We start from the raw sequence: 21108 nt of genomic DNA on the forward strand, positions 1-21108 counted from the left end.
TCCTGCTCACGGCTGTTTTTTCGCTCACGGCTGCCCTCCCGCTTACGGCATGGATCACGACACAATCCGACGTTTATCTCCTGAGTTAATGCAATTTGGGTGCCAGTTGGCTACACGCAAAAACTAGCATTTTTACTAACTACCCAGCGCGGTGAGTGACCGCTAGCGTAAATGCCAGTGCCGGATTAAGGCGGTGTTAATTGAGGCTTTTATGCGCCAGTGTCACGACTATCGAGCTGTTGTTTCCCGTCGGCGTGCTTGCGCCGTTCCGGTTCCGATAACGCCGTCGCCGGGCAGACTGCACTGTTTATGTGCAGCGCAGTGGGGGAAATAACATGCACCGTTACCGATTTTTATTGCTGCGTCCGTTGCAGATGCTGCCGGTGCTGTTCGGCATCAGTCTGATCACCTTTCTGCTGGTACGGGCCATTCCCGGCGACCCGGCGCGTCTGCTGCTGGGCATTCGCAGCACGCCGGACGCCATCGCCCGCATTCGTGCGCAGTACGGCCTGGATGAGCCGGTCTGGCTGCAGTATTTCTACTTTCTGCGCAATCTGCTGCACGGCGAAATGGGGCGCTCCATCGTCTACAAAATCGATACCCTGCCGCTGGTGGCGTCCCGGGTGGAGCCGACGCTGCTGCTGGTGCTGGGCAGTGTGCTGATTGCCCTGTCGCTGGCTGTTGTGCTGGCGACGCTGGCGGCCCGGTATCACGGCGGGCTGACGGATCAGCTCATTCGATTGGTGTCTACCGCCGGGCTGGGGTTTCCCGCGTTCTGGTTGGGGATCATGCTGATTCTGTTGTTCAGCCTGCGGCTAGGCTGGTTTCCGGTGTCGGGCTACGGCAGCAGTTGGGCCGAGCGGCTGCATCATCTGTTTCTGCCGTGCCTGACGGTGGCGCTGGCGTTATCGGCGGTGCTGACCCGCAACCTGCGCGCCAGCCTGCTGGCGGAACTCAAGAGCGATTATGTGGTGGCGGCACGCGCCCGCGGCCAGCCGGAGCGGCGGATTTTCTGGCGGCATGTGGTGCCGAATTCGCTGGTACCGACGCTCAATCTGCTGGCGGTGAATATCGGCTGGCTGATTGGCGGCACGGTGGTGATCGAAAGCGTGTTCGCACTGCCTGGCATGGGGCAACTGCTGGTTCGGGCGATTTTCAGCCGCGATTACATGGTGGTGCAGGGCGTGGTGATGCTGTTTGCCGTCGCCACCGTGACGGTCAACCTGCTGGCCGACCTGCTGACGGTGGCGCTGGATCCGAGGATTCGTCTATGAGCCGGGTTTCGTCTTTCACATTCTTCCCGCGTTTTGCCGCGGCGCGCTGGCGGTTCCGCCAGCCTGCGCTGCTGGCCGGCACGCTGATTCTGCTGTGCTGGGTTTTGCTGGCGCTACTGGCGCCGTGGGTAGCCCCGTTCGACCCGATAGCGCAGGACCCGTCGGTCAGTCTGCAGCCGCCGGGCGGCGCCTACCTGTTCGGCACCGACAACTACGGCCGCGACATTTTCTCGCGCGTGGTGTGGGCCAGCCGTATCGACCTGCAAATCAGTCTGTTGGGGGTGTTGTTCCCATTTTGCATCGGCACCCTGCTGGGTGCGCTGTCGGGTTACCTCGGCGGCCTGACCGACACCCTGGTGATGCGGGTGATCGACGTGGTGCTGGCGTTCCCGTTTCTGGTGCTGATGCTGGCGATTATCGCGGTGCTGGGGCCGGGGCTGATGAGCTTCTATATCGCGATGGCGATGGTGGGGTGGGTGTCCTACGCCCGGCTGGTGCGCTCGCAGGTGCTGACGCTCCGCCAGCGCGACTACATTCTGGCGGCCCGCAGCCTGGGCTACAGCCACTGGCGGGTGCTGTTCGTCCACCTGTTGCCGAACGCGCTGACCAGTTCGCTGGTGTTTGCGATGTCCGACTGTGTGCTGGTGTTGCTCAGCGGCGCGGCCATCAGCTATCTCGGGCTGGGGGTGCAGCCACCGCTGGCGGAGTGGGGCGTGATGGTGGCGGAAGGGCAGAGCTTTATCACCACGGCATGGTGGATGACCACCTTTCCCGGCCTGGCGATCGTGCTGCTGGCGATGGGCTTTAGCCTGCTGGCGGACGGTCTGGGCGATCGACTGGGAGCACGGCCATGACGCTGCTGAATGTACGGGGGCTGACGCTGGAAAACCGTCAAGGAATCCGGCTGGTGGATGCGGTCTCCTTCACCTTGCAGAAAGGGGAAATGCTGGGGTTGGTGGGCGAATCCGGCTCCGGCAAGACCCTGACCTGCCGGGCGCTGATGCGGCTGTTGCCGGGCGCGGGGCTGCATATCGCCGCCGGCGAGGCGTGGCTCAACGGTCAGGATGTGATGCAACTGAGCGACGCGCAGATGACAACCGTGCGCGGGCGACAGCTGGGGATGATTTTTCAGAATCCGTCCAGCCATCTCAATCCGGTGATGACCATCGGCGAGCAGATTGCCGAAAGTCGGCGTCTGCATTTCGGCAGCAGTCGACGCGCGGCGCGCGATGAGGCCGTCGCGCTGTTGCAGCAGGTCGGTATCCCCGACCCGGTACGGCGGGCCGGCAATTATCCGCACGAGTTTTCCGGCGGCATGCGGCAGCGAGCGATGATCGCCGTGGCGCTGGCCTGCGAACCGCAGATCCTGATCGCCGACGAGCCGACCACCGCGCTGGATGTCACGGTGCAGATGCAGATCCTGAGGTTGCTGGCGCAACTGCGCGAGCAACTGGGCATCGCCATCATCATGATCACCCACGATTTGGGCGTGGTGGCGCAGACCTGCGACCGCATGGCGGTGATGTACGGCGGCCGCCTGTGCGAGCTGGGGGAGAAGCGGGCGCTGCTGTCTTCGCCGCGCCACCCCTATACCCGCGCGCTGATTGCGTGCCAGCCGATGCAGGCGGGCGACAGCGGGCCGTTGCGTACGTTGCCCGGCCAGCCGCCGTTGCCGGAACAGTTCGTCGACGGGTGCCGGTTTGAGCCGCGCTGTGCGCGGGCGGGCGAGCGTTGCCAGCGGCAGACGCCGCCGCTGGACGGTACGGCGCGGCAACTGGCGTGCCATTACCCGTTGACGGAACATGAAGGAGAGGCCGGATGAGTGGACTGATATACCCGCTGCTGGAGGCGGAAGAGATTGACGTGACGTTCCCGGTATCGGGCCGCTTTCCGTGGCAAAAACGCGAAGTGCGGGCGGTCAACGGCGTCAGTTTGCAGATTGCTCCCGGCGAAACCCTCGGGCTGGTGGGTGAGTCCGGCAGCGGCAAGAGCACGCTGGGCCGTGCTCTGTTGCAACTGGAGACGTTAAAGCGCGGCCGGGTGCGTTTCAACGGCATTCCGGTCAGCGATGGCCTGCACAGCGACGTAGCCCGCTTACGGCAAGAGACGGCGATGATTTTTCAAGACCCGTTTTCCTCGCTCAATCCGCGCCAGACGTTGTTCCAGAGCATCGCCGAGGTGCTGAAAGTCCATAAACGGTTATCTCCCGCCGTCACTGCCGAGCGCGTCAGCCAGTTGCTGTCCATGGTGGGACTACGGCCGGAGCACGGCCGGCGCTACCCGCATGACCTGAGCGGCGGGCAGTGTCAGCGCGCCGGGATTGCCCGCGCGCTGGCGCTGGAGCCGCAGCTGGTGGTGGCGGACGAGTGCGTGTCGGCGCTGGATGTGTCGATTCAGGGGCAGATCATCAACCTGTTGATGTCGCTGCGCGAACAGATGGGGCTGGCGATGATCTTTATCGCGCACGATCTGGCGGTGGTGCGGCGGCTGTGCGATCGGGTGGCGGTCATGTATCTCGGGCGCATTGTAGAAGAAGGGCCGACCGAGGCGGTGTTCAGCCAGCCGCAGCATCCGTACACCGCCGCGCTGATCGCCGCCATTCCCGATATCGATCCTGACCGTTCACTGCCGGCCACCGGCCTGATGGGCGAACCGCGCAGCCCGCTGGCGCTGCCTTCCGGCTGCGCGTTTCACCCGCGCTGCGTGCATGCCATCGCGGCGTGCCGGCAGGAAACGCCGCCGTTGCGAGCGCAGGGGCGTCAGTATTCAGCCTGCCTGCGGGCCGGCGACATCGCGTTTTGCCCCACGGCGCCAGCCGACGCCGTGGGAGCCGTTTCCGCGGACTTTTCCGCTTCCACTCGCATTCCAATCGTATCAACAGGGGAGTCGTGCCATGAAAATGTATAAGCGCAATGTGGCGGCCGCCAGCGTGTTGCTGGCGCTCAGTCTGGTCAGCGAACTGGCGCAGGCGGCCGGGATTCTCACCATCGGACGGCGTGAGGACAGCACCACCTTCGACCCGATTAAATCGGCGCAGAACGCTGATAACTGGGTGTTCTCGAACGTGTTCGACGTGCTGATTCGGGTGGATAAAACCGGCACCAAACTGGAGCCGGGGCTGGCGCAGAGCTGGACGGTGTCGCCGGACGGCACGGTGTACACCTTCACGCTGCGCGAGGCGCGCTTTTCCGACGGCTCGCCGGTAACGGCGCAGGACGCCGTGTTCAGCCTGACCCGTATCCGCGACAGCAAGGAGTCGTTGTGGCGCGACTCTTACAGCATCATCGATAAGCTGGCGGCGCCGGATGCGCATACGCTGGTCGTAACGCTGAAATCGCCTTCCGCGCCGTTCCTGTCGCAACTGGCGCTGCCAAACGCCTCGGTGCTGCCGGAAAAAATCGTCCACAGCCTGGGTGAAGAAACCTTTGCCGAGAGGCCGATAGGTTCTGGCGCGTTTGTCATTAAATCCTGGGCGCGCGGCGATAGGATCGTGCTGGCGAAAAATCCCTATTACTGGCAGGCGGACCACGTCAACCTGGACGGGGTGGAGTGGCAAACCATTCCGGACGACAACACCCGTATGCTGAAGGTGCAGGCCGGCGAACTGGATGCCGCGCTGTCGGTGCCGTTCTCGCGCATCGTTTCGCTGCAGAAGGACCCGAATCTGAAGGTGGTGCTGGATCCATCCACCCGTGAGGACAGTCTGCTGATTAACCATTCCCACGGGCTGCTCGGCAAGGTGGAGGTCCGTCAGGCGTTGGATTACGCGATTGATAAAAGCGCTATCGTTAAGACCGTGACGTTCAACTACGGCTCGGTCGCCAATTCGTATATTCCGAAAGGGGCGCTCTATTACTACGCCGACAACCTGCAGCGCCCGTACGATCCGCAAAAAGCCAAACAGATGCTGAAAGCGGCGGGCGCGTCCGATCTAACGCTGAATTATGTGGTCAACGCCGGGGATGAAGTGGATGAACAGATCGCCGTACTACTGCAACAGCAACTGGCGAAAGCCGGGGTCACCGTCAATCTGCAAAAGGTCGACCCCAGCCAGAGCTGGAGCATGCTGATAGCGGGCGATTTTGACATCTCGGTCAACTATTGGACCAACGACATTCTGGACCCGGACCAGAAAACCACCTTCGTGCTCGGCCACGACAGCAACATGAACTACATGACCCGTTATCAGAATGACCAGGTCAAAGCGCTGGTGGCGGCGGCGCGGGTGGAAATGGACCCGAAAAAGCGTGAGCAGATGTACATCGACCTGCAGAAGATGGCCAAGGACGACGCCAACTGGATCGATCTCTACTACAGCCCGTACCGTAACGTCACGCGCAAGAACATCAGCGGCTTCTACCAAAACCCGCTGGGACGTTTCTTCCTGGAAGATACGGTGAAGGGGTAAAGTTAACCGCTCCCGTTAACCGGGAGCGGCTTTATTGTCAGCTTTAAACCACCTCCTCGGGAGGTAGTGATTGTTCCTGTGAGGCTATAGCCTGAAGAAAGCCGATGCGTAAATGTTTCATCTTACACTTGGATGATTCAGAGAGGCTGTGCGGTTTTTTCCTCAGTAATGCATTCGAGAAGAAGGCTAAAGAGTGGCGAATAAATATTTTGTGCCCCCTTTCAGGGAGCTACATCAAAGCTGCCTTCTCTGAAGGCGGATTTTTACCTCCGGAGGACTGATGGCAATCGTTTATGAGGTCAACAACAGGTTATTTCAAATGCACAATTTGCGGATATAAAAAACTATCAGAGCATGGATAAATGAATATTTTTTATAAAATCAGTTATCATCAAAATAAGTCTAACAAGCAATAAGGATGTAACGTGAAGCGTTCGAGTTTTGTAAAAATTATTTTTGCAGCAATGATTTTTATCTCTCCGTTCACCCATGCAGAGTGGATGACCAAGGTCGATGATGATGTTTTTTCGGGCGGTCATAAGGCCGTGATGATGGGTAGCTTGGGTAACTCATCCTCACTTGTGATTTTTGACTGCACAAAGGGAAAAGCCTCTATTGCCTATGCAGAGGCGGACAAGACATCTAACAACCCTGATTTCCCTGCTGATCTGATTATCAAGATTGATGGTAATGATCCCATAAAGTTTGACGCGATGATTTCCCGACGAAATGACAAGACTATCCAGGTCGGATCCGATGATATGGATAAAGTCACTCAGGTGCTTAAATTGCTCAAAACTGCCAAATCAAAATTTTTAGTCGGAATCCAGACAAAAGATGGTGGACACCAGTCCTCCTTCTCCGGCGGAGTATCCGGTTCAACTAATTCAGTTAATAGTTTTGCTAGTGCCTGTGAATTAAGTATCTGATCATCTTGCTGCGATATTTTGCCATTCCTGCGGTAGGAAACGTTACAGTGAGACAAAATCTTTAGACAGACCCGCCACTCGGCGGGTTTTTTATTGTCAGCTTTAAACCACCTCCTCGGGAGGTGGTGATTGTTCCTGTGAGGCTATAGCCTGAAGAAAGCCGATGCGTAAATGTTTCATCTTACACTTGGATGATTCAGAGAGGCAGTGAGGTTTTTTCCTCGGTAATGCATTCGAGAAGAAGGCTAAAGAGTGGCGAATAAATATTTTGTGCCCCCTTTCAGGGGGCTACATCAAAGCCGCCTTCTCTGAAGGCGGCTTTTTACTTACCGGAACGGTGGCTCGTTGAAGGTACGCAGTTTGCGCGAGTGCAGGTGTTCCGCTTCGGCGCGCAGCAGGTCCACCGCGCGGATGCCGATTTGCAGGTGCTCGGAAATCGCGCCTTCATAGAAGCGATTAGCCTGACCGGGCAGTTTGATCTCGCCATGTAGCGGTTTGTCCGACACGCACAATAAGGTGCCGTAAGGCACGCGGAAACGATACCCCTGCGCTGCGATGGTGGCGCTTTCCATATCTACCGCCACCGCCCGGCTGAGGTTAAAGCGTAGCGCCGAAGCTGAATAACGCAGTTCCCAGTTGCGGTCGTCGGTGGTGACCACGGTGCCGGTGCGCAGGCGCTGTTTCACTTCTTCACCCGGCATGCCGCTCACCTGTTTGGTGGCGTCGTACAAGGCGCGCTGCACTTCGGCGATGCTGGGGATCGGAATATCCGGCGGCAACACCGAATCCAGCACGTGGTCGTCGCGCAGATAGGCGTGCGCCAACACGTAATCGCCGATGGTCTGGCTTTCCCGCAGGCCGCCGCAGTGGCCGATCATCAGCCAGGCGTGCGGCCGCAGTACCGCCAGATGGTCGCAGATGGTTTTGGCGTTGGACGGCCCGACGCCGATGTTCACCAGCGTAATGCCGCGCCCTTCGCGCGAGATCAGGTGGTAGGCCGGCATCTGATGGTTTTTCCACGCCAGGTCCGATACCGCCTGATGCGGGTTGTCGGTGTCGGCGGTGATCACCGCGCCGCCGGCGCAGGCCAGCGCCTGATACGGGCTTTCTGGATCGGCAATCTGGTCGCAGGACCAGCGCACGAACTCATCGACGTAACGGGTGTAGTTGGTGAACAGCACAAACGGCTGGAAGTGTTCGGCGCGGGTGCCGGTGTAGTGGCGCAGGCGCGCCAGCGAGAAATCGGTGCGTAGCGCGTCGAAGTGCGACAGCGGGAAATGGTCGAGCGTCTGCAACAGGCCATCGGCGGTTTCATCGCCGATCAGCGCCAGCGACGGCGTGGGGAAGTGCTGCGCCAGCGCGGCGCTCATCGAACGCTCCAGCCCCAGATTGGCGCCGTCGATCACATACGGATAAGGAATCTCCTTGTCCGAAGGCGCGACGTCGATGGTCGCTGAATAGTCGTTTTCCAGAATCGCCAGTTGCTCCGCCAGATAGTGCCGGAACAACTGAGGGCGGGTGACGGTGGTGCGGTAGCTGCCGCCGTGAGTAAGGCGGCCGTACGCGCGGGTCTTGCTGTGCTTCTGGGACTGTCCGTCCCAACTGATGCGCAGCTCCGGGTAGACAAACAGTCCGTTGGCGCGCGCGGCAGCATCCGGCGGGGTGCCGTGGGTAATAAAATCGCCGATCGCGGTGCGCAGCGCGTTGACCGCGGCATCATATCGCGCTTCCAGTTGGTCCAGCGCCTCGCTGGCGGACAGGCCAGCGCCAGGTGCATAACTCATCTTTACTCCTTTTTTCCGATGCGATGGCCGACGCCATACAGTGCGTCCATTGTGGCATACCGCACATCACGGCACGATGGGATAAAAGTGAATTTGAAAAGTCAGGCTCATGGAATGCGGCGATCGTACCGATATAAGGGGAGATGTCAGGCGGTATCTGACAGTTTTTCCTCATTTTTTGTTATGTTACGAACAGGACGAACCAATAACCTCTGGACGTTATGGTGATGGAACAGGAATATCAACACTGGCTGCTGGCGTTGTCAGCGCCGATGGTGGCGCTGAATATCGACTACGGCGCCCGCTACGATGCGGATACGTTTTACCCGCCGGGCAAGACTTTCAGCCTGAAAGACAGCTGGGATATCGCTTCCCGCGACGACTTGATCGCCATGATTAATCGCATGACCGACAACGGACACGCGGAGAACCTGGAACGTGATTATCATTTGTGGCACCGGCTGAGCCCCGAACAATGGCAGGAATATTGCGCCGGCCAGCCTGAAGGCCGGCAAGGCGTGCTGACGCTGGTGACGGAAACGGCCGCGTTGTGCGGCGAAGCCGGCATCCGCGCCTGGGATCTTGGTCGTATGGGTTTTCTCTGCCGGGTCGGTCTGCTTAGCGGCTGGATCAATCAGACGGAAAGCCAGTGGCTTCACTCCCGTCTGGCGGCGCGGGCCAACTATTACTATCGCAGCTGGCAAAATTACTATGCGGCGTTTTTCGTCGGCCGAACCTACTGGCTGGCCTTGGATGAGGCATCGCCGGAGATTCAGCGGTATGAATGGGGTCATCTCTGCCGACGCCCTTCCTATGTCGCCCAGTTCAACGCGCTCTATTGTCACGCCGACAGCCCGATAAAACATCTGCGGTGGGACGTGGCGCATCCGGACATGGAGAAACCCGCATCGTTACAGGGAGCAGAGGTGTAATGGATAATCTGTGCTGGCAACTGCTGGGCATTGAACCCACGCAGGATATGGACGCCATTCGTCAGGCTTACCGGCAAACGCTGCCGCAATTCCATCCCGAAACCGACCCGGAAGGGTTTAAGCGCCTGCGGCAGGCTTATGACGCCGCCTGCCGGCTGGCGCAGCATCCCGGTGAGCCGCAGGCAGACGAGCAGGCTCCGGCGGAAGCCGACGCGCCGGCCGACAACCGGTTTGAATTTGACGCCGACACCGAGCCGCTGCGCGCGGCGTTTGAGCAACTATTGTCCGACCCTGCCGCCCGTGTGCAACCCATCGGCTGGGAGCGTTTTATTCACACGCTGGATCAGTTCGGGATGACGGTGGTTGAGCGGGCCCGCTGGCCGCTGTTAAAACGGCTGTATCGGGAACCCTGTCTGTCGGCCTCCTGCGCCGGGCTGCTGGCCGAGAGGCTGCGCTGGCGTCAACGGCTGAACGAGTTGCCTCAGGAACTCGCCGGCGAGATGGACGAGTATCTGGATTTTCTGGCGCGGGGCGACTGGTTCGATTTCTCATCGCTGGCTGGGCTCAACCTGCCGGCACAGCTGGAAACGATCTTTTTCCTGCAGCAGTGCCGGGAACTGTTCTGGAACCGGCCCGGTTTCATGTTGAAGACGGTGCTGAGCGATGCGGCCGTGATTGTCTGGCCGGACTGCCCGGCGCTGATGCATCAACTGGCTCGCTGGTACAGCCTGGCCGAAGTGCCTCAGCCGTTATTGCGTGATTACTGCCTGGAGCAACTTGCCGCTCAACCACAGGATAGCGAGTGGCTGCGGTTGAGCGCACATCACTGCGCGCTGACCGGCGATGAGCCGCAGGCGTTCGAACTGTGGCGCCGGTTGTATCTGCTTAACCGGCACGGGCAGGCCGAGCAATGGCTGATCGACTGGTGCGCGCGGCGCCAGCCAGAGTGGCTGCCGTTACTGATCCAGTCGTTCAATAGCGCCGTGGCGCCGTCGCTGGACGGCGTGAGCCTTGAGGATTCGCTGCAGCGTTTCTTCCAGCCGGAGCAGACGGTGCAGATGATGGCCCGCTGGGGGGATGCCGCGCAACTGCCGTTGTCTTCGCGTGCGGCCGACTATGTGCAATGGAAGCTGGGCGCATGGAAGCCGCAAATCATCTACGCGCATCTGGTGCGGAACCACGGCGACACGTTGCAGGATCAATGCTACTGGCATGCCTGTATGCTCACGTTCGGCAACGAGCGACTGCTGCAGGATATTCTGGATCAACCGATACCGGACGAGTCGCTGCCGGCGCTGGTTATGTACGGATTACGGGCGCAGGCGGAACAGCGCCTGCAATGGCTGGCGACCTCTTCGGTGATTCAGGCGTTCACCGCGTGGCTGGCGGCGCCGTCGGACGCCGTGCTGCCGGCTGAGTTCGACGATACCGATTCGGTGGTCTGGAATCAGGTCTATTCGTGGCTGATGCAATGGCGGCGCTTGCCGCCGGGCCCATTGCGCAAACTGACCGAACATGCCGAATGCAACCGGATGCTGGAGCCGGTCAAAGACTGGCTGGCGTTTTTAGCTTCGGTATGGGATATCGTCCTGCCTGAACAGGAGCGCGTCAGCGCGCGTGACGAATTCCGCCACGCCATGCTGCTGACGCTGATGGTGGCCTACCCGCGTGAGAACCTGTCATGGCTGCGCCACCTTGAGATTCCATCGCTGCCGGAATCGCACCCGGCGTATGCGCTGTATCGGTTGTACCGCCAGTTGGACGCGGTTGAACCGGATGACGCCATGCGTCAGCTATCGACATGGCTGGTGCTGTCCGACGGGCTTCACTATAACTGCTGGATGCGTTTGCCGGTGTCGGTGGAGGACTACCTACGTCAGGATGGGCACAGCTATATCGTCGCCGCCAGTCAATTCTATACCTCTGAACCCGGCTGGCGCGAAACCGTGGCGCAGTCACCGCTGGTCTATCAGATTATCTTCCATGCTATTTACTGCTATCTGGGGAGCGACCGCCAGGCGGAGAAACACCGGGAGTGGTTGCAGCAACTGGCAGGAAAAACGCCGGAGCTGGAGCAAATTGCCAACGCGGTGCTGGAACGCCAGTCTGACGAACTGCAGCAGGCGCTCAAGCCGCTGGATGACGATAAACGCATCGGATTGATCGGCCGGATGATCGACCAGTTCCATCAGAATGAAGCCTATTTGCCGGATAACGACGAACAGGCGTTGCTGGATGATTGTCTTCGTCACGCTCATGACGATGTGACGCTGCGGCTGGTGGCGAAAATACTGCAGCAATACGCCGATGAGCGAGAGTCGCGTTTTAAACGCCACGACGCGTCGCGCGGTCGGTTCTGGCAGTTCTGGCGGATGAACGAGCGTATCGATCGCGCCGGTTTCTTTGCGCAAAACTGGATCGGCGCTCTGGTGCTCTATACCGGAGGCAACATGCTGCTTGAGCATTCGCCGCATAAAAACCTGGTGATTATCGCTCTGTTGCTGCTCAATCTGTTCAGCGCCGCCAGACGCCGTTTCAACGACATGGGCAGCAACAGCCCGTCACTTTCGGCGTTCTGCGTGGTGTTGTTGCCGATTTTCGTCTTTTTACCGCTATGCCTTAACGGCAGCAAACGATGGAACCGGTTCGGCCCGCCTAAAATAACGTCGGAGTAGCGGGTTGGTATCAACAGCTATGCTGTCTTGTGAATGGTGAATTTTGTCCGGTCAGTGAATAGTTTCGTGCGGGATAAGCGGTGTCATTTCTTTGCTGCTTCATCGCACGCACGACAAGGCGAGGTTCAACGCCACCTCTCCTTGACCACTGGCTGGTGGCTAAACTGTGCCGCTGACGCGGTTCCTTCGGCGTTCGGACCGCCCGTGACGCGGTTACTCGCCCCATCCCTGGGGCTCGCCCTGCGGGCCAGCGTAAACGCTGTTCAAAAACGCTCCCGGCGTTTTTGTCAGACGCGGCACGGGCTTGCGCGGCGTCCCTGCCGCGCATCCGGCGAAGTCACCCACCTCAGCACAGTTTTTGACGCCAGGAAAATGCTTCATCCTGTACTTAAGGATTTTGTCAGCAATCAGACAATTAAAGGGGCCTTCAGCTCCTTTATTGGTGTTTATAGAGCGGATTTATCGAACGAATTGTCTATCTATCCCACTCGTCCAGCGCGCGTTCCAGACGAACGCGGGTTTCCTGAATGCGAGGCGTATGCTGGGCGGCCAGCGCCTGCTCGAATTCCCGCAGCCAGATGCCGATTTGCGCTCGCTCGTCGGCCCGCGTCTGCGCCCAGGCTTTCTCCAGTCGGGCAAGCAGATTACGGTTGACCAGATTATCGCGCGGGTGAATTTTCAGGGCTTTCAGCCGTTGCTGGCTTTGCTCGCGTTGCGCCGCGCTTAGCCCCACCGGGCTGCGATCGATCATTTTGGTAAAGGTGTCGCCGCTGTCGGGCAGGTTGATATCCACTTCCAGCAGGCCGTTGATGTCGTAACTGAAGCGGACTTCGATAGACTGCGGGTGGTCCTTCGGCTGGATGGTCATGTCGAACTCATCAATCAGAATATTGTTCTCCACGTACGGGCTTTCTCCCTGATAGATGGCGATGCTGATCGCCGTCTGGCCGGGCCGTGAGGTGGAAAACGTCTCAACCCGCGAGGTCGGCACCACCGTGTTGCGTTCCAGAATCGGCGAGAACAGGCCGCTCTGGTGATCGTTGGCGGTACGGATGCCCAGCGTATACGGGCAGACATCGGTGAGAATCACTTCTTCGATATCTTCATTGCGCAGCCGACAGGCCGCCTGCGCCGCGGCGCCTTGCGCCACCACCGTGCTGGCGTCCAGATGCTGATAGGGCAGTTTGCCAAATAGCCGCACCACCAGCCTCTGAATCACCGGCATACGCGACGCGCCTCCGACCAGCACGATGTGATCCAGTTGCTCCGGTTTCAGCCGGGCGTCGTGCAGCGCCTGCTCAATCGGCGCGCGCAACCGGTTTAACAGCGGTAGCCAGATGGCTTCCGCGGCGGCGTCATCCAGTTCCAGACGCCATTCCCGCTCCTGCCAGCGCCAGCACAGGGTTTTGGTCTGTTCGGCCGCCGGCCGGCATTTCCACTGTTCGGCCAGGTTGTAAAGCTGCGCCAGCTCCGTGGCGGGAATCTGGCTCTCTTCCAGTTGCCATGTCTTCAGCGCGGCTTTGACGATCAACTGCGTGAAATCTTCGCCGCCCAGATAGTTATCGCCGGCGGAACTGTGCACTTCGATCAACGGAAAGGCGTATTCCAGCACCGTGACGTCGAAGGTGCCGCCGCCCAGATCAAACACCAGCGTGCGCCCCAGATTTTGCGTGTGCAGCCCATAGGCCATCGACGCCGCGGTGGGTTCATTGATCAGCCGGACGGCGTTCAACTCCGCCAGTTCGGCGGCAAACCGCGTTTGCTTGCGTTGCTCGTCGCTGAAATAGGCGGGAACGGAAATCACCACGTCTTTGATCGGGTGGCCGAGATAACTTTCAGCGTCGGCCTTGAGCGATTTCAGCACCAGTGCCGATAATTCTGCGGAGTCAAACGCGTGATCACCCAGCCGGAAGGTTTTCCTGCTGCCCATATGGCGTTTGAACAATGCGGCGGACAGGTGAGGGTGGGTCGTCAGGCGGGAGACGGCCGGTCGGCCGACCAGTATGGCGCCGTCCTCATCAAGACTGACGACCGAAGGCGTCAGGTATTCATTGAGCGCATTGGGAATCAGGTGCGCTTTGCCCTCCTGCCAAACACCGATCAGGCTATTGGTGGTGCCGAGATCGATACCGATAGCCGGGGCAGTGTTTTGCTGGTGAATCATGTCAATGTCCTCACATATTCCATTAATGAGCGTGAAAAGGATGGTTGCCTTACAGATTGAATAACTTGCTCTGTGGCTCGGTATCGGCAGCGATGGCAGTAAAATTAAGAAAAATTATTTGTGACTAAAATCACAAATTTTCTGATTTTTTTGTTCACTAAACAATCCGCATAAGAATAAATGCAAAATCTGCGCAACTTCTTGCTCACTTTCCAGCATAAATCCCTGTTTGCGCAATGGATGCCGTTTTTTCGGGAGGTCTGCGCAATTTTTTGCTCAAATTTGACTTAGGGAAAATGGCGATGTGGATTTTCCCTTTTAAAACAAATAAATAAAAAGTGGCATGGTCATTGCTCTATGAACGGTGAAGTCAAACACATGTTCAACAACAAGGAGCAAGACTATGCCAACTCCATGCTATATCAGCATCGAAGGTAAAACTCAGGGCAATATCACTGCCGGTGCCTTCACCTCCGACTCCGTCGGCAACATCTACGTGCAGGGCCACGAAGACGAGATGCTGGTACAGGAATTCAACCACATCGTCACTGTGCCGACCGACCCGCAGTCCGGCCAGCCGTCCGGTCAGCGTGTGCACAAACCGTTCAAATTCACCGTCGCCCTGAACAAGGCCGTGCCGCTGCTGTATAACGCGCTGGCGTCCGGCGAAATGCTGCCGACCGTGACCCTGAAGTGGTACCGCACGTCCGTGGAAGGCAAACAGGAGCATTTTTTCACCACCACCCTCACCGACGCCACCATCGTCGACATCAACAACCAGATGCCGCACTGTCAGGACCCGTCCAAGCAGGATTACACCCAGCTGATCGAAGTGTCGCTGGCCTACCGCAAAGTTGATTGGGAGCACACCGTCGCCGGCACTTCCGGTTCCGACGACTGGCGCGCGCCGATCGAAGCGTAATGCCGCCTTAACCCGGACTGCGGTCCGGGTTTTTCCGTTTTTGTCTGCGCTGAGCGATGGCGCGCCCATCGCTGAGTGCAGTCGTATTGATCATGATTTTGCGCTGACGCACGGCATCCGCCGGGTGTGCGGTAGCTATGGAGCCGGGAAAAGGAGGAAGCGGGGTGGCCAACAGTACAGGATTGCAGTTTACCGTGAAAATCGGCGCATTGGCGGAAACCACCTTCGCGGTGGTGGATTTCGAACTGAGCGAGGCGCTGAACCAGCCGTTCGCGCTGTCGTTGAGCCTTGCCAGCAGCCAGGCGGATATTGATTTTGGCGCGGTGCTGGACCAGCCGTGCGAGCTGATGGTGTGGTACGAAGGCGAGCTGCAGCGCCGGGTCAGCGGCATCGTCAGCCGCTTTGCCCAGGGCGACACCGGCTTTCGCCGCACCCGCTATCAGGCGGACGTGCGCCCGGCGCTGTGGCGGCTGGGGCTGCGCACCAACGCCCGTATTTTCCAGACCAAGAAGCCGGACGAGATCATCACGCAATTGTTGCAGGAAGCCGGTATCAGCGATTTTGCTTTTTCGCTGCGCCACGAGCACGCGGTGCGTGAATACTGCGTGCAGTACCGCGAAAGCGACCTGGCGTTCATCAACCGGCTGGCGGCGGAAGAGGGGATGTTCTACTTCCACGAGTTTGAAGCCGGCAAGCACCGGGTGGTGTTCGCCGACGACGCCGGCGCGCTGGCCAAAGGCCCGGCGCTGTTCTTCAATCTCGCCACCCAAGGGTTGTCCGAAGGCGCTTACGTGCGCCGTTTCCGCTACGCCGAAGCGGTAAGCACCGCCGAGGTGGAACTGAAGGATTACAGCTTTAAAACCCCAGCGTATGGGTTGTCCCACAAGAAGACCAGTAACGAGCTGGATCACCAACGTGAGTCCTACCAGCACTTCGACTACCCCGGCCGTTTCAAGCAGGACCCGAGCGGCAAGGCGTTTACCGGCTACCGGCTGGACGCGCTGCGTGCGGATGCGATAACCGGCGTGGGTGAATCCAACGCCGCCGAACTGCGGCCGGGCAGCACCTTTACTCTCACCGAACACCCGAATCCGGCGTTCAATCTCGCCTGGCAGGTGGTGGCGGTGACCCACAGCGGTCAGCAACCGCAGGCGCTGGAAGAGGAAAGCGGCGGCGAGCCGACCACACTCAGCAACAGCTTCGAGGTGGTGAAGGGCGCGACTACCTGGCGGGCGGCGTTGCCGTACAAACCGATGGTGGACGGCCCGCAGATCGCCACCGTCGTCGGTCCGGCGGGGGAAGAGATTTACTGCGACCAGTTCGGTCGGGTGAAACTGCAATTCCCGTGGGACCGCTACGGCGCCAGCGACGACCAGAGCTCGTGCTGGGTGCGTGTCAGTCAGGGCTGGGCCGGCGGCCAGTACGGGTTGATCGCTATTCCGCGCATCGGCCATGAAGTGGTGGTGAGTTTTCTGGAAGGTGACCCAGACCAGCCGCTGATCACCGGTCGGACGTTTCATGCCACCAACCCCACGCCGTATGTGCTGCCGGAACACAAAACACGCACCACGCTGCGAACCGATACCCACAAAGGCAGTGGTTTCAACGAACTTCGTTTCGAAGATGAGGCCACCCGGGAGCAGATTTACCTGCATGCTCAGAAAGACATGGACGCGGTGATTAATAACATTCATCGCCAGAGCGTCGGGCTGGATCAGCATCTGAGCGTGGCGAAGGACCAGTTCCAGCGGGTGGACAGGCATAGCCATCGCACCATCGGACAGGATGATTTTGAACAGATTGGGCAGGACCATCATCAGTCGATCGGCCGTCATCTGATACAGAGCATCACCCAGTCATTCAAACGCTTTATCGGCGGCGGCGAGATCACTCGTATTGAAGGCAGCCGCCAGACGACGCTGTCCGGTTCAGAAGAGACATTGATTGGCGCGCATCAGCGCGTGCTGGTCAATACCGACAGCTACCTCAAAGCGGCGGATATCGTGCTGGAAGCCGGGCAGTCGCTGACCATCAAGGCGCCGGGCGGGTTTATCAAAATCGACGGCGCTGGCGTCACCATCTCCGGCACGTTGGTGAAAATCAACGACGGCGGTTCGGCAGGGGCGGGCACGGCACCGGTGTCCATCGAGCCGGAGGCACCCACCAGACCGACGTTGCCGGATGCCCCGGATCGGCGTTAAGGAGCCACCATGCCAGGAGCTGCGCGTTTAGGGGACAGCTGTGCCGGTCACGGCTGCTTTCCCGCCACCCCGGTGATTGCGGGGAGTGGCGATGTGATTATCAATGGCAAACCGGCGGCACGTAAGGGCGATGCGGTGTTGCTGCATGCCTGTCCGTGTCCGAATATGCCGCACGGGGTTCACAACCGGGCCATTTCCGCCGGTTCCGGTACGGTAATTATCAACGGCAAGCTGGCCGCACGTATCGGCGATGCCATCGGCTGCGGTGGATCGGTGGCGGCCGGCAGCGGAGATGTGATTATTGGCGATTCGCCTTACCAGTCGCCGGTCAAATCCTGTGCGGAACAATCGGCGAAAAGCCGCGCTCCGCTGCTGGCGCTGACGCCGATGCTGCTGCCCGCCATGATGGAATGGGCTGCGACCGCCGAGTTGCCGGTGCTGGATGAGGCGCTGACGATATTGCAGCGTAAGGATCGCTATCTGGCGCGCGCGAAGCTGGCGCAGCAGGCGGCAACCATGCCGGACCTGAAAGACGCCGCCACCCGACTGGCGTTTAATAACGACAGCATACTGCGCGCGGAGGCGGCGCAGTATGTTTATCCGGTGGATGAGGTAGCACGTAAGGCCAGAACGGTATTGCCAAAGCCACCGGTCGGGTTGGAACGTTTAACTATAGAGCAGTTGCCAAAGTTAGAAGGTACTGTATTTACGGATCCAGATTCAGGATTTGGTGCCGCATTATTTAAATCTGCAATAAATGATGAAACCATGCTTACTTTTCGAGGCACAAATAATGCTGTAACGGGGGCCAAAGATTGGTTAACTAATGCAGGTCAAGGCATGGGTTTAAAGACGACACAATATAAACAAGCCATGGATTTAGCTACTCAGGTGAAGGAAGTACTATCAAAATCTCCACCAGTCATTGTTGGGCATTCTTTAGGGGGAGGATTAGCCTCTGCTGCTGTGAGTGCGACCAAGTTAGTTGGTTATACCTTCAATGCAGCTGGATTGCATTCTAATACAATAGTTCAAAATGGTGGTGCAGATATGGCTACTACCAGTTCCCTGATTAAGACACAGGCAGTAGATGGCGAGATTCTGACTATGGTGCAAACCTATGGCAAAGCGGCCGTTCCCGGTCTACTGTCGGGGGCTGGTGCGCTGGTTGGGGGGGGCGTTGGCGCGGCGATAGGGGGCGCTGTCGGTGTTGCTGCGTTGTTGAGCGGCGGGCTTCCCAAAGCAGCAGGAGAGATGATGCCTTTGCCTGCATCTGGTGGGTCGCCGCTAGCGCGTCATGGTATGGATCAGGTTATTGCGGGTATAGAGAAAGAGAAAAAGGACGATATTGGAAAAATTACCAGTACGCTTAAGGGGGCATAATGCGATGGTTACAGAAAATCAAATGGATCGCTGTATTTTTTGCGGGAATACTCACCGCCTGTCAAGCCGGAGGGCGCAGTATGCAGGCCAGTGAATTGTTCCAGCCACCGATGGCGACACTATTGCAGACCATCCGTAAAGGTGATGAAGCGGAAGCCCGGCGTCAGCTTGCTCAGGGGCTGAACTTGAATATTCAGGGTAAGGAAGGGATTACGCCGCTGCTATGGTTGATTTATGAAACGCAGGATAAGGAGGCGGTGCGTCTGGCATTAAAACTGGGTGCCGATCCAAATTATAAAGACGGCGCAGGTGACAGTGTAGTAAACCGAGTATCCGGTGTGCGAGATCCAGACTGGCTGCGCATTGTTCTGGATGCTGGGGGAAATCCGAATGCCATTGGGCGACTAGGTCAACCGGCATTATTTAGTGCTATTAATGAAGAACGCTGGGCTGATATCAAACTGTTAGTAGAGCGTGGTGGGGATATCAATTTAGAAGACAAGCAGAAAAGGAATAGCGCGCTTTATGCTGCTTATATCAATCAATATGAGATTGTATATTGGCTAATTGAGCGTGGTGCTAAAGTCGATACTTATTCTGCAACGGGTGGCAGTCTGGCCTGGCGGGTGCATGAAAGTTTGTCAATCATGGCGCAGAGTTCGCCACAATATCCCTGGTTATTAAAAGTCAAACAGCAATTACAGCAACGCGGTATTAAGTTCCCCCCGTTATCTCCGGCAGAGGTTCAGGATAAATGGGAAAAGGGAGAGACGCTTTGAAATGGTGGCATTGGCTGTTGGCCTGTTTGCCGCTGCTCACCGCCTGTCAGGCAGGAGGGCGCAGTATGCAGGCCAGTGAATTGTTCCAGCCACCGATGGCGACATTATTGCAAACTATCCGTAAAGGTGATGAAGCGGAAGCCCGGCGTCAGCTTGCTCAGGGGCTGAACTTGAATATTCAGGGTAAGGAAGGGATTACGCCGCTGCTATGGTTGATTTATGAAACGCAGGATAAGGATGCGGTGCGTCTGGCGTTAAAACTGGGTGCCGATCCAAATTACAAAGACGGCTCAGGCGACAGTGCGGTAAACCGGGTATCCGGTGCGCGGGATCCAGACTGGCTGCGTATTGTTCTGGATGCCGGGGGAAATCCGAATGCCATTGGACGACTTGAGCAACCGGCGTTATTTAGTGCGATAGGTGAAGAACGTTGGGCTGATATCAAACTGCTGGTAGAGCGTGGTGCTGATATTAATTTGGTTGATGGACAGAAAACAACAAGTGCTCACTATGCAGCATATTTAAATAAGTATGAGATTGTATATTGGCTAATTGAGCGTGGCGCTAAAGTTGATACCTATTCTGCAACAGGTGGCAGTCTGGCCTGGCGGGTGCATGAAAGTTTGTCAATCATGGCACAGAGTTCTCCACAATATCCCTGGTTATTAAAAGTCAAACAGCAATTACAGCAACGCGGTATTAAATTCCCCCCGCTGTCTCCGGCAGAGGTTCAGGATAAATGGGAAAAGGGAGAGTCGCTTTGAAATGGTGGCATTGGCTGCTGGCCTGTTTGCCGCTGCTAACCGCCTGTCAGGCCGGAGGGCGCAGTATGCAGGCCAGTGAATTGTTCCAGCCACCGATGGCGACATTATTGCAGGCCATCCGTAAAGGTGATGAAGTGGAAGCCCGGCGTCAGCTTGCTCAGGGGCTGAACTTGAATATTCAGGGTAAGGAAGGGATTACGCCGCTGCTATGGTTGATAATGCAGCAGGATCAGGCCGGAGCCAGACTGGCGTTAAAGCTGGGGGCGGATCCTAATTTTCGGACCGGTACAGGTTCATCTGCCGTCAATATGGTGGCTGGTGCGAAATCACCTGAATGGCTGAAAATGATGTTGGATGCTGGTGGCGATCCAAATTCTATGGATGCAGGTAAATCACCTGTTCTATTTAGTGCCATCAATGAGTCGCGATGGGATGATATTAAGCTTCTAGTAACACGGGGTGCTGATCTTAATTTGGAGGATGCACAGAAGCGAAACAGTGCTCTATATGCGGCTTATATTAATGAGTATGAAACCGTTTATTGGCTCATTGAGCACGGCGCTAAAGTCGATACTTACTCCGCTACGGGGGGAGTTTGGCGTGGAGAGTTCATGAGAGTTTATCGATAGTTGCTAACAATTCTCCAAATTATTCTTGGTTGTTAAAGGTAAAACAACAGTTACAACAACGCGGTATTAAATTTCCACCCTTATCCCCGACAGAAGTCAGGGAACGCCGCGCCAAAGGCGAATTACTTTAAAACAGCATCGCTGGTCAGTCGGTTCGTATTTCACTAGCAATAGATTATTTTTGTTCGCCGTCGTGGTGGAATTCATTTCCTCTGACGACGTTTGTCGCTGTTCTCATTCCGGTTTTCTCCTTATTTAAATATC

15 protein-coding genes and 1 pseudogene are annotated in these 21108 nt (G+C 57.8%); 14 read left to right on the plus strand and 2 right to left on the minus strand.

Annotated elements, in window-relative coordinates; translation table 11 throughout:
- Positions 1 to 335 precede the first annotated feature (335 nt).
- The 6 genes from CVE23_RS07355 to CVE23_RS07380 all read left to right on the plus strand — a co-directional run bounded on the left by CVE23_RS07355 (position 336) and on the right by CVE23_RS07380 (position 6611).
- On the plus strand, positions 336 to 1274 hold the full coding sequence (locus CVE23_RS07355; protein ID WP_038660567.1) for an ABC transporter permease: 939 nt from the start codon (positions 336 to 338) through the stop codon (positions 1272 to 1274).
- Positions 1271 to 2128: an ABC transporter permease gene (locus CVE23_RS07360; RefSeq protein WP_100849193.1), complete on the plus strand. Its 858-nt coding sequence runs from the start codon at positions 1271 to 1273 to the stop codon at positions 2126 to 2128. Before CVE23_RS07355 ends, CVE23_RS07360 begins: the two co-directional genes overlap by 4 nt.
- Positions 2125 to 3096, plus strand: a complete 972-nt coding sequence (locus CVE23_RS07365) for an ABC transporter ATP-binding protein (RefSeq protein WP_100849194.1) — start codon at positions 2125 to 2127, stop codon at positions 3094 to 3096. The genes CVE23_RS07360 and CVE23_RS07365 overlap by 4 nt, the downstream gene beginning before the upstream one ends.
- The gene (locus CVE23_RS07370; RefSeq protein WP_100849195.1) at positions 3093 to 4181 is read left to right on the plus strand and encodes an ABC transporter ATP-binding protein; all 1089 of its coding nucleotides are present in this window, start codon (positions 3093 to 3095) and stop codon (positions 4179 to 4181) included. Before CVE23_RS07365 ends, CVE23_RS07370 begins: the two co-directional genes overlap by 4 nt.
- Positions 4168 to 5682 carry an ABC transporter substrate-binding protein gene (locus CVE23_RS07375; RefSeq protein WP_100849196.1) on the plus strand — a complete coding sequence of 505 codons (1515 nt, stop codon included), beginning with the start codon at positions 4168 to 4170 and terminating at the stop codon, positions 5680 to 5682. Before CVE23_RS07370 ends, CVE23_RS07375 begins: the two co-directional genes overlap by 14 nt.
- Before the next feature lie 425 nt (positions 5683 to 6107).
- The gene (locus CVE23_RS07380; protein ID WP_225622648.1) at positions 6108 to 6611 is read left to right on the plus strand and encodes a hypothetical protein; all 504 of its coding nucleotides are present in this window, start codon (positions 6108 to 6110) and stop codon (positions 6609 to 6611) included.
- 326 nt (positions 6612 to 6937) lie between these two features.
- On the opposite strand, the gene CVE23_RS07385 is transcribed toward CVE23_RS07380, so the two are convergent.
- Positions 6938 to 8395, minus strand: a complete 1458-nt coding sequence (locus CVE23_RS07385) for an AMP nucleosidase (protein WP_100849197.1) — start codon at positions 8393 to 8395, stop codon at positions 6938 to 6940.
- A gap of 227 nt (positions 8396 to 8622) precedes the next feature.
- On the opposite strand from CVE23_RS07385, the gene CVE23_RS07390 reads away from it, so the two are divergent.
- Positions 8623 to 9327 carry a DUF1266 domain-containing protein gene (locus tag CVE23_RS07390; protein ID WP_038920855.1) on the plus strand — a complete coding sequence of 235 codons (705 nt, stop codon included), beginning with the start codon at positions 8623 to 8625 and terminating at the stop codon, positions 9325 to 9327.
- Positions 9327 to 12002 carry a DUF805 domain-containing protein gene (locus CVE23_RS07395; protein WP_100849198.1) on the plus strand — a complete coding sequence of 892 codons (2676 nt, stop codon included), beginning with the start codon at positions 9327 to 9329 and terminating at the stop codon, positions 12000 to 12002. The genes CVE23_RS07390 and CVE23_RS07395 overlap by 1 nt, the downstream gene beginning before the upstream one ends.
- 475 nt (positions 12003 to 12477) lie before the next feature.
- Here CVE23_RS07395 and CVE23_RS07405 read toward each other — a convergent pair whose 3' ends face one another.
- The gene (locus tag CVE23_RS07405) at positions 12478 to 14166 is read right to left on the minus strand and encodes a molecular chaperone HscC (protein WP_100849199.1); all 1689 of its coding nucleotides are present in this window, start codon (positions 14164 to 14166) and stop codon (positions 12478 to 12480) included.
- A gap of 403 nt (positions 14167 to 14569) precedes the next feature.
- Between CVE23_RS07405 and CVE23_RS07410 the strand changes: the two genes are divergently transcribed.
- From CVE23_RS07410 to CVE23_RS07435, 6 genes and pseudogenes are all read left to right on the plus strand, one after another.
- Positions 14570 to 15088 (plus strand): Hcp family type VI secretion system effector, encoded by a 519-nt coding sequence (locus tag CVE23_RS07410; protein ID WP_038918397.1) that lies wholly within the window; start codon positions 14570 to 14572, stop codon positions 15086 to 15088.
- A 164-nt stretch (positions 15089 to 15252) separates the two neighbouring features.
- Positions 15253 to 17289, plus strand: coding sequence for a type VI secretion system Vgr family protein (locus tag CVE23_RS07415; protein ID WP_100849200.1), 2037 nt, complete (start codon positions 15253 to 15255; stop codon positions 17287 to 17289).
- 9 nt (positions 17290 to 17298) lie between these two features.
- Entirely contained in the window at positions 17299 to 18672 is a 1374-nt protein-coding gene (locus tag CVE23_RS07420; RefSeq protein WP_100849201.1) for a Tle-like phospholipase domain-containing protein, read from the plus strand.
- Positions 18672 to 19451: an ankyrin repeat domain-containing protein gene (locus CVE23_RS07425; RefSeq protein WP_049854146.1), complete on the plus strand. Its 780-nt coding sequence runs from the start codon at positions 18672 to 18674 to the stop codon at positions 19449 to 19451. The genes CVE23_RS07420 and CVE23_RS07425 overlap by 1 nt, the downstream gene beginning before the upstream one ends.
- Positions 19448 to 20215, plus strand: coding sequence for an ankyrin repeat domain-containing protein (locus tag CVE23_RS07430; protein WP_225622649.1), 768 nt, complete (start codon positions 19448 to 19450; stop codon positions 20213 to 20215). Before CVE23_RS07425 ends, CVE23_RS07430 begins: the two co-directional genes overlap by 4 nt.
- Positions 20212 to 20975, plus strand: a pseudogene (locus CVE23_RS07435) (ankyrin repeat domain-containing protein). The gene CVE23_RS07430 and the pseudogene CVE23_RS07435 overlap by 4 nt, the downstream one beginning before the upstream one ends.
- Positions 20976 to 21108 lie beyond the last annotated feature (133 nt).

The sequence above is a fragment of the Dickeya fangzhongdai genome, from assembly GCF_002812485.1.
GTDB classification, from domain to species: Bacteria; Pseudomonadota; Gammaproteobacteria; order Enterobacterales; family Enterobacteriaceae; genus Dickeya; species Dickeya fangzhongdai.